The organism is Flavivirga aquimarina (genome assembly GCF_030540835.1).
In the GTDB taxonomy this organism is placed as follows: domain Bacteria; phylum Bacteroidota; class Bacteroidia; order Flavobacteriales; family Flavobacteriaceae; genus Flavivirga; species Flavivirga aquimarina.
In genome coordinates this window covers 1-512 of the sequence record NZ_JAUOEK010000157.1, presented here as the reverse complement: position 1 = coordinate 512, position 512 = coordinate 1, and the positions used below count along the sequence as shown (strand labels likewise).

The window sequence follows — 512 nt, the reverse complement described above, 5'->3', positions numbered from 1 at the left end:
GATTCTAAAAAAAGAATCGGGATTCAAAAAAGGCAACGACCTACTCTCCCACAAATGCAGTACCATCGGCGCTAATGGGCTTAACTTCTCTGTTCGGAATGGTAAGAGGTGAGCCCCATCGCTATAACCACCTTAAATCTTAAGTTATCTTGTTATTATATTCATAAATCATTAGTCTTTTACCTTAACAACTTAATTTTTAATAACTCCATAACTGCAGCTGCTTTGCTGCAAATATTTTAACATATTGAAAAAACACCATATAGGTGAACTACATAAAAACAATAATAAATAATTACCTGAACTTTATAAAAAAACATCCGCCCCCCCCATACTCTCTCGAGTAAATGTCCTCCTTCTTTGAAGGAGTCAGAGGGGGCCGTACAATAAGCCTATGGGTTATTAGTACTACTCGGCTATGACATTACTGCCTTTACACCTATAGCCTATCAACGTGGTAATCTCCCACGACCCTTTAAAGAAATCTCATCTTGTGGTGGGTTTCGCGCTTA

The 512-nt window shown here is 38.1% G+C and carries 2 rRNA genes; both read right to left on the bottom strand.

From position 1 onward, the window contains the following. Positions 1 to 27: 27 nt before the first annotated feature. Positions 28 to 135: ribosomal RNA gene (gene rrf / locus Q4Q35_RS17130) — 5S ribosomal RNA — on the bottom strand. A 247-nt stretch (positions 136 to 382) separates the two neighbouring features. After that, positions 383 to 512 (bottom strand): 23S ribosomal RNA (locus Q4Q35_RS17125); the annotation flags it as partial.